Source organism: Pararobbsia alpina (assembly GCF_902859895.1).
Taxonomy (GTDB): domain Bacteria; phylum Pseudomonadota; class Gammaproteobacteria; order Burkholderiales; family Burkholderiaceae; genus Pararobbsia; species Pararobbsia alpina.
In genome coordinates this window covers 1-7375 of record NZ_CADIKM010000094.1, presented here as the reverse complement: position 1 = coordinate 7375, position 7375 = coordinate 1, and the positions used below count along the sequence as shown (strand labels likewise).

The 7375-nt window shown below is 57.6% G+C and carries 7 protein-coding genes and 3 pseudogenes; 4 read left to right on the top strand and 6 right to left on the bottom strand.

All coding sequences use genetic code 11. The features are described 5' to 3' along the window. From HV670_RS28935 to HV670_RS28925, 3 genes and pseudogenes are all read right to left on the bottom strand, one after another. A pseudogene (locus tag HV670_RS28935) lies at nucleotides 1–237 on the bottom strand (hypothetical protein); the annotation flags it as partial. A 143-nt stretch (nucleotides 238–380) separates the two neighbouring features. After that, nucleotides 381–1526, bottom strand: a complete 1146-nt coding sequence (locus tag HV670_RS28930; protein ID WP_175108376.1) for a muconate/chloromuconate family cycloisomerase — start codon at nucleotides 1524–1526, stop codon at nucleotides 381–383. Beyond that, on the bottom strand, nucleotides 1523–2326 hold the full coding sequence (locus tag HV670_RS28925) for a dioxygenase family protein (protein WP_175108375.1): 804 nt from the start codon (nucleotides 2324–2326) through the stop codon (nucleotides 1523–1525). The genes HV670_RS28930 and HV670_RS28925 overlap by 4 nt, the downstream gene beginning before the upstream one ends. A 207-nt stretch (nucleotides 2327–2533) precedes the next feature. On the opposite strand from HV670_RS28925, the gene HV670_RS28920 reads away from it, so the two are divergent. After that, nucleotides 2534–3340, top strand: coding sequence for an IclR family transcriptional regulator domain-containing protein (locus tag HV670_RS28920; protein WP_175108374.1), 807 nt, complete (start codon nucleotides 2534–2536; stop codon nucleotides 3338–3340). Here HV670_RS28920 and HV670_RS28915 read toward each other — a convergent pair. After that, a pseudogene (locus HV670_RS28915) lies at nucleotides 3335–3550 on the bottom strand (transposase); the annotation flags it as partial. The gene HV670_RS28920 and the pseudogene HV670_RS28915 sit on opposite strands and share 6 nt — an antisense overlap. Before the next feature lie 79 nt (nucleotides 3551–3629). Between HV670_RS28915 and HV670_RS28910 the strand changes: the two are divergent. Continuing rightward, the gene (locus HV670_RS28910) at nucleotides 3630–4643 is read left to right on the top strand and encodes a cyclase family protein (protein WP_175108373.1); all 1014 of its coding nucleotides are present in this window, start codon (nucleotides 3630–3632) and stop codon (nucleotides 4641–4643) included. 160 nt (nucleotides 4644–4803) lie between these two features. Then, nucleotides 4804–5154 carry an iron-containing alcohol dehydrogenase gene (locus tag HV670_RS31980; RefSeq protein ID WP_281362484.1) on the top strand — a complete coding sequence of 117 codons (351 nt, stop codon included), beginning with the start codon at nucleotides 4804–4806 and terminating at the stop codon, nucleotides 5152–5154. 73 nt (nucleotides 5155–5227) lie between these two features. On the opposite strand, the gene HV670_RS28900 is transcribed toward HV670_RS31980, so the two are convergent. Continuing rightward, nucleotides 5228–6193, bottom strand: a complete 966-nt coding sequence (locus tag HV670_RS28900; protein WP_217478553.1) for a GlxA family transcriptional regulator — start codon at nucleotides 6191–6193, stop codon at nucleotides 5228–5230. An 806-nt stretch (nucleotides 6194–6999) separates the two neighbouring features. On the opposite strand from HV670_RS28900, the gene HV670_RS31975 reads away from it, so the two are divergent. Then, complete coding sequence (locus HV670_RS31975) at nucleotides 7000–7128, top strand: hypothetical protein (protein ID WP_281362483.1); 129 nt, start codon at nucleotides 7000–7002, stop codon at nucleotides 7126–7128. A 52-nt stretch (nucleotides 7129–7180) separates the two neighbouring features. Here HV670_RS31975 and HV670_RS28895 read toward each other — a convergent pair. Beyond that, nucleotides 7181–7375 (bottom strand): annotated as a pseudogene (locus HV670_RS28895) (hypothetical protein); the annotation flags it as partial.

The window sequence follows — 7375 nt, the reverse complement described above, 5'->3', positions numbered from 1 at the left end:
GGGTGGTGCGAGTGCCCAACTGATGACTGATAGCCCTATGCAGCTGAGTCCGACAAGCACTACACCCCGCGACTTGCAAATGCGCGCGGCGATCAGCACGACAACCACATAAAGCGTCGCGACGGCGATGTCGAGCCTCGTGCCCGTATCGACGATAAAGATCAACGCCGCCAGTGCGGCGGTCGCAGTGGCGAGCGCGGTGGTGGTCTGTCTGGGCGAGCGTCTCTCGTCTGTCATCCCGGCTCCAGCTCGATGCGTTCGATCGTCGCGTGGTGCACGACGTGGGCGACTCACGCTGGGGTAGGCCTCCCGGATGGGGAGAAAGCGTGGCAATCGACCTAACTATGTATAAGGCGAAGGCACAGCCTGCGTGTCAGGGGTTACTTGAACACTGCATTGGTCCGTTCTGCAAGTTCCCGGATACGATCCTCATCCAAAGTCACCCCCAGACCGGCCCCCGTCGGTACGTCGAGTACTCCGTTTCGAACGCTCAGTGAGGCGCTAGCGAGATCGCACTCCAGACCCAAAGGACCAAATAGCTCGCTGCCAAGTTGCAGCTCGGGAATGCTGCCGTAGAGTATTGCGCTCGCGGCCGTACCAAGCGATGTTTCAAGCGCCGTCCCGCCGTATAGCTTGATACCGGCGGCGTTTGCGATACCTGCAAGTCGTTTCGTATTGATCAAACCGCCGTCGCGATTTGGCTTCAAGGCGAACGCCGATGCTGCCCCTTTCGCCGAGAGCAGGAGCGCTGTTGAGGCATCGGTCAGCACTTCGTCTGCAATGACCTCGATATTCAGGCGAGATCGAACGCGTACGATTCCCTCAATGTCATGGCTGGGCAATGGCTGCTCGATTGCTTCGAGACCCGCTTCCTGCAATAGAGGAAGGTACCGCAGCGCTGTGACCTCGTCCCAACCTTGATTGACGTCTGCTATGACCGTGGCGCGCCCGCGGAATGCTTCAACAATGGAGGCAACGCGTTGGACATCCTGGGCGATGTTAGTTTTCGCCAGCTTGACCTTAAAGCGGCGGTGGCCACGATCAAGCAGGGCTCTTTCACCTTCGGCGATATCTGTCTCTACGTTGCCCGTCGAAAGGGTCCAGGCGACAGGAATCTGAGTGCGGCAGAGTCCACCGAGGAAAAGCGCGCTTGAAGCATCGAGCCGACGTCCGAGCAAGTCCAGTATCGCCATCTCAACGGCGCTTTTAGCTGCTGCGTTTCCGCGTATCGTCTTGCCTAGCAGTAGAGATGCTGCTTCGAGCCCATCCAACGGGACTCCGAGGATAGCCGGCGCGATATATTTTTCGATCGCTGCCTGGACGCCCTCTGCGCTTTCAGCTCCCCAATACGGGCCGCCGAGAATAGCCGCCTCTCCACAGCCTTCAGCCCCGTCTTGGTCAGTGATGCGAACAAGCACAATGTTCTGCTTTGAAACGGTGCCGAAAGACATAGCGATCGGCTGGACCAGAGGGATATCAAGTCGTTGAACCTTCAGGGACGAGATCTTTAGCGGCACGGTCGTCATTTTGTGGATAGCTTCCTAGGCGTCAAGGCGAAGTCGTAGGTCAGCTCAAAGTAGGGGGCGCTCAGATTTCGCTTTGACTTCTCCGAATCTGCCTCATGTTTGATCAGGTCGGCGATGAGTCCACCCCGCACTGCACTCGCAACATCGCTGTCGAGGTATTCCCCGCCACTGAAATACAGCTGAGACGTCAAGGCCTGGTAGTCGGGATGACACACTTTGACGTGCAGATGCGCTGGTCGGAAAAAGTGCCGGCCGAGTGCAGCGAGGACGGTGCCAGTAGGTCCATCCTTGGGAATTTCATATGGTGGCGGCAAAATGGTGCGAACTTCGAAATTGCCGCTGTCGTCGGTGTGAAACCGACCGCGCAAGTTCCATTCAGGAATATTCGGGTGGATATTCGAGTAGAGACCGAAGGCGTCGGCATGCCAGACGTCGAGTTCCACTCCGGCGATCGGCTGACCTTCTGCGTTGGTCACACGACCTTTAAAGAACAACAGGTCGCCCGCCTCCTCAGGTCGCTGCGGCATGACGTAAGGTGCGTTAAGCTCGGGGGCACCCGTAAGATAGAAGGGTCCCTCGATTGCCTCCGGACTGCCTTTGCGGCCCACGTTGCCAAGGTCAGTGGCTTGTGCCTCGAAGAATACGTCGTACAACAGCGATTCCTCGCCTGCCTTCACCGTATGGATTAGCAAATCGGTGGCCAGGCGATACTCTTCGTGCGTGACGTGATGCTTGCGCATGAACTCGAGCAGCACTTGTTCGAGATCTTCGACTACGGTTTTGAGTCGATTGTTTTCCACTTGCCTTCCTCCTGCTGAACGTCTACCTCGAGGTGGGCCTCGATAGTGCGCCAGGTAAAAAATGAGTATCGGGTTGCGGTAGCGTGGCACTGATTCGTGCAATCAAGCTTGTCTATATTCCGAATATACGGTACGGTATGCGTACGAAATGTACGATAGGTGTACGAAATATGAGCGCTCGGGTTGAGTCTGTCAATAGGGAGCAACATGGTTGAAGATGCTGAACGAGATTTCATTCAGTCCATTGAGCGCTGCATGTCCGTGATCACGGCATTCAGAGAATCGAAGCGACCGCTGATGAGCTTCAGCGAGGCGGCGGTGGAGACAGGGCTCAGCAAGCCGACGGTACGCCGAATCTTTCTGACGCTGCAGCGATTAGGCTACGTTATAAGCGTCGGATCCCGCTTTGGCCTCACCCCGAAGATGCTTGATTTGGGTTACGCGTATTTGTCTTCGCTGAGCCTGAACGACATCGCCACCCCTGTGATGGAATCATTGACCGACCGGCTTGGGGAGAGTACAGCTCTGGTCGCGATGGATGGCGTCGATGTTGTTTACATTAACCGGGTGCATCGCCATCGAATAAGCAGCATCACACTGGCGGTTGGCACGCGTTTGCCGGCGCATGCAACGTCGTCCGGTCATGTTCTTCTTGCCGACATGACCGAAAGTTCGCTGGATGACTACCTGCGCCGTGCGGACCTTCGACCATTGACAGCCCATACGCTTACCACGCGCGCGGCGCTGACAGAACGCCTGGACGTCGTGCGAGCGCGAGGGTGGGACGCAGTGGACCAGGAGCTCGAGATTGGCCGACGGTCAGCTGCTGCACCGATTTGCGACGCCTGCGGGCGCGTCGTTGCGGCGCTGTCGTTCTCATGTGGTACTGCCGAACGCCAACTTCAGCAACTGTTAGATGATTTCCTTCCGGACCTTATCGGGGCTGCAAATCAAATCAGTACCGCTTTGGGAGGGAGTGGGTATGCGCCGGCTTCCAGTGGCAATTACTCATAGGTCAGAAACATAGCGGACAGATGGGTGCCTGAAGAAGGAGCGCACGAGAGTTGGGTCCCGTCCAATTTGAGCAAGCTGCTCTTGAATTCGCAGACCCAGCTTTTCGCCTTTTTGCAACGGGCGTCGCGCAACGCCTGTGCGCTTGACGTGACTCCACGCCAGCTCATCGGGATTGAGGTCTGCTGCGTAACCCGGCAGGAAGTGAAAGGTCATGGACATCAGCTTCCTGAGCAGCGTCACGAACAGCTCGCCGCTGAGCCCACCTTCGTCGAACTGAATAGGAATGCATATGAAGCAATCTGAAATCAACGCTCTGCCGTCCTATAAAAAGTTGCTCGAGCGTAACGATGCGCCACCGGGGTCAGCTTGGGGCCTGTTCGGTGAAGCGGATCAGATCGGAACGTTGAATCTGCTTTCTGCGGAGGCAAGGGTAGCGGCGGCCGCGGAAGTGCACGATGGCGTCGCGTTCTCACTGGACTTGCGGTCCGACGCGATATCCCCTTCGTTGGCGCCAACCCGCAAACCGCTGACGCATCATATCTTTCAGCGCAACGAGTTCCACCGCGACGAATGGTTGGACGGACTTTTCACACAATACGGTTCTCAGATCGATGGTCTGCGTCATATTGGCCATCCTGACTACGGCTTCTATAACGGCCACGATCCGTTGCTGTTTACCCCCGGTACGGAACTGCTCGGCATGCAGAACTTTGCCGCTGCGCCGATCGCCGGTAGAGGCGTTTTGATAGATATCGCTCGTTACATGGAGAATCAGGGTACGCCAATCGATCATGCAGGTGGGCAGGCGATCCCAATCGAGATCGTCGAAGCCGCACGCAAATCACAGGGCGCAGGGATCCAGCCTGGAGATATTGTGCTGTTGCGCTTTGGCTGGCTCGACTACTACCGTCGGGTTGCGTCGGATGAAGTGAAAGCAAACCTGGTTGAAAAGCAACTCCACCCAGGTCTGCTGCAATCGCACGACACTGTGGCATGGCTTTGGGACAACCATATCAGCCTGATTGCTGCGGACAATTTTGCACTTGAGTGCTGGCCTGCGCGTCCCGATAGTCCATTTTTTACGACCGATGAGCGCGACCATCACACATGTGGCGCACATAGCGGCATCATGCATCGCTCGATCATCCCGCTTCTCGGTATGCCGATTGGGGAACTGTGGGATATGGACCGACTTGCGGAAGCTTGCGCGAACGACGGCCGCTACAGTTTTCTGCTTACTGTTGCCCCTCTGCCGATCGTTGGCGGCGTCGGTTCTCCCTCTAACGCAATCGCCATTCGCTAATACGCGCGTAAAGGTGCCATGAAGCCCTTATATCAACAACTTCACGCCGGATCCGGTCCCGACGGCGCTGCCGAGTTCGTATACGCGTCGCCTCCGGCGCGCGCATTTTTGGGGTAGGTACGATCGGCAGACTGCCAGAAGAAGTGAAGCGGCTCGGCCTTTGGCGCGTACTGGTCATATCCACCCCTGGGCAACAGCATGGCGCTCAAAAGATCGCAGCGGCAATGCCCGGACGGATCGGTTTCATTTTTTCGGGGGCGACCATGCAACGCCCGGCGATGTAAGCGAGCCAGCGATGGAAATAGTCCGGGCAGAGCGAATCAACGGTTTAGTCGCAGTAGGTGGCGGATCGACAACATGGCTGGCGAAGGCGATCGCATATCGAACGGATCTGCCGCAGATCATCGGTTCGACGACCTTTGCCGGATCGGAGATGACGCCGATTTTGGGGCAGACCGAAGGCTATGACCGGCAACCCAGCAATACTGCTGCTGTGCTGGTATCAACGTAAACCTAAGCCTCCACGATTCCCGGGGCGGTTTCTCGAGTCTTTCCGCCATCGCTTTTAACCATCGCGAGCGTGGCTAAGGACTAGGTGCGCGGAACTTTTGGCGATACTGCAGAGGAGAAGTACCCAGTCGACGTTGAAACGCTTTTCGCATGCGATCGGGGTCATTGAACCCGGACGCATCGGCAATCTTTTTCAATGGGGTCCTTGTATTCTCAAGCATGGTTCGAGCGGCACCCATGCGGGCGTTCTCGACAAATTCTGCGGGTGAGATCTTTGCTTCACGCGTGAAGACACGGGTGAAGTTCCGAAGGCTCATCTTGGCAATGGAGGCCAGAGCGCCGGTCGACAGATCGCCCTTCAGGTTGTCCAATACATACTGTTGAACCTGCGTCACCGGTGAGTCTTCTTGCGTGTATGGAGCCAGGTAACCGGTGAACTGGGATAGTCCCCCTGCACGCCGCATGAACACTACGTGGCGCTTCGCGACGTTCAGTGCAACTTCGTTGCCTCTCTCCTGAGTGAGCATATACAACGCGAGATCTATTCCTGCGGTAACACCTGCTGATGTGTAGAGTCGACCGTCCTGGACGTAGAGACGGTCGGTCTTGATCTGCGCAGTCGGACAGACAGAGGCAAGGGCGTGAGCGTAGTTCCAGTGTATTGTCGCCGTTTTCCCGTCCAGTAAGCCAGCGCGCGCGAGAATGAAGGCTCCGCTACAGATTGAGCCGAAGCGCTGTGCCCGGGCGGCCGCGTGCCTTAGCCAGACGTAAACATCCTGGTCGAATTCCTGGTGAACCAGCTCGGGGCCACCGGCTACCAGTAACAGGTCGTATGCATCGTGCGCTTCACTGAAATGTCTGTCGGCGAGAATCGTTACTCCATTCGAGCAACGCAGCGGACCGTGTTCGATTCCTAACACTTCGAGCTTGTAGTGCGACTCCGGCAACAGGAACCGGTTAGCTTCGGCAAAGACGTCCATAGGCCCAGCAACGTCGATCGATTGGGCGCCGGAAAAGGCGAGAAGGGCAACGCTAGTCATGAGCATGCTCCAGCGATGACTATCCCACCCATCTTGAATCGGGACAGACGTGTACTCACGGTGTGCCGAATGATGCAATGACGGTGGAGCGGCGAAAGCCACGGGCCTTTCCAGAGGATTTCAGGGCACCCGTTGGCCGGGAGTGCAATTGCGTTGACATGTCTGCATCCTGAATCAGTTGCTGATACGTTAGCCGACGTCTGAAGCCATAACACCGCGAGGTGGCCGTTACTGAGTCACCGATTTCAGGCCCGTTGCGGGGTGATATCACGTCTTTGCCGTTATCATTTTCGCGGGTCGGGAGACTACCCGCTGTCACGACCATCTTGTCTGTAACGTACTTTCAAATCGCAACACAAACCATGCGACAAAAGGATACCGCGTGCTACACCTTCGTTGGATTGGTTGATACTTTCGTTTAACCGGACCCGACCGACCCACGCCTTCGAGCCCGATACGTTCCGGCGCGTATCAAGGTAAGGCAGCGACTGCGGCAAGAGACGTGCGCTCCATTCATCAATGGAAATGCCACGTGTAAGGGGGCGGCTAGTTGGCCGTCAGGACAAAGGAGGGGCATGGTCATCGCGAACTGTCAGGCCTTTGAGCGGATCTGCGCAACAGCGGGCTCCACCTCTACCGTGGCCGCCGATTGACCGATGAATGCCGGTCCTGCTGAAACTCCCTAAGGAACACGCCGTCTTCCAATTCAGCCTGCCTGCTATTGGCGAAAGCAAAGCGTAGTTGCCGCCGGTGATCATGCCACTGTTGGTCAGCGTTCCGAAAGTACCGATCAAGTTAACGTCTTCGTGACGGCATTTCCCACTGATGCGCTGCGCGCGCAGGTGGCCGCGAGTGGCGCCTTGGCCGTGCTCGAAAAGCCGCTCGACATCGCCGCGCTCGAGCATCATCTGACGCGGGCCCCCGGCACTCCGTAATCGAAAGCCAGCGGCGTGCCGCGAGCGGCTCGCGGGACGTTCGCCGAGCCCGTCACGGTGCCCTGGTGCGATGTGGCTCCACGCCGCGGGCTTCGGCTTTGCACACGAGGTCCGGCACCGGGTTTGCTGAGGACCGGCGTACGCGACTCACCACCTGGCCGGCCCGGCTGCCGTCCTTCTCGATGCGCGCGAGCGCTTGCCGGACTTCCTCAAGGTTCGGCGGATGGGCATCGAGCCAGCGCAGGCC

What these genes read in the sequence shown, in the direction of transcription:
- HV670_RS28930 (WP_175108376.1), bottom strand. Translation starts at nt 1,526, where the DNA reads ATGACGACCGTGCCGCTAAAGATCTCGTCCCTGAAGGTTCAACGACTT.
- HV670_RS28920 (WP_175108374.1), top strand. Translation starts at nt 2,534, where the DNA reads ATGGTTGAAGATGCTGAACGAGATTTCATTCAGTCCATTGAGCGCTGC.
- HV670_RS28910 (WP_175108373.1), top strand. Translation starts at nt 3,630, where the DNA reads ATGAAGCAATCTGAAATCAACGCTCTGCCGTCCTATAAAAAGTTGCTC.
- HV670_RS28900 (WP_217478553.1), bottom strand. Translation starts at nt 6,193, where the DNA reads ATGACTAGCGTTGCCCTTCTCGCCTTTTCCGGCGCCCAATCGATCGAC.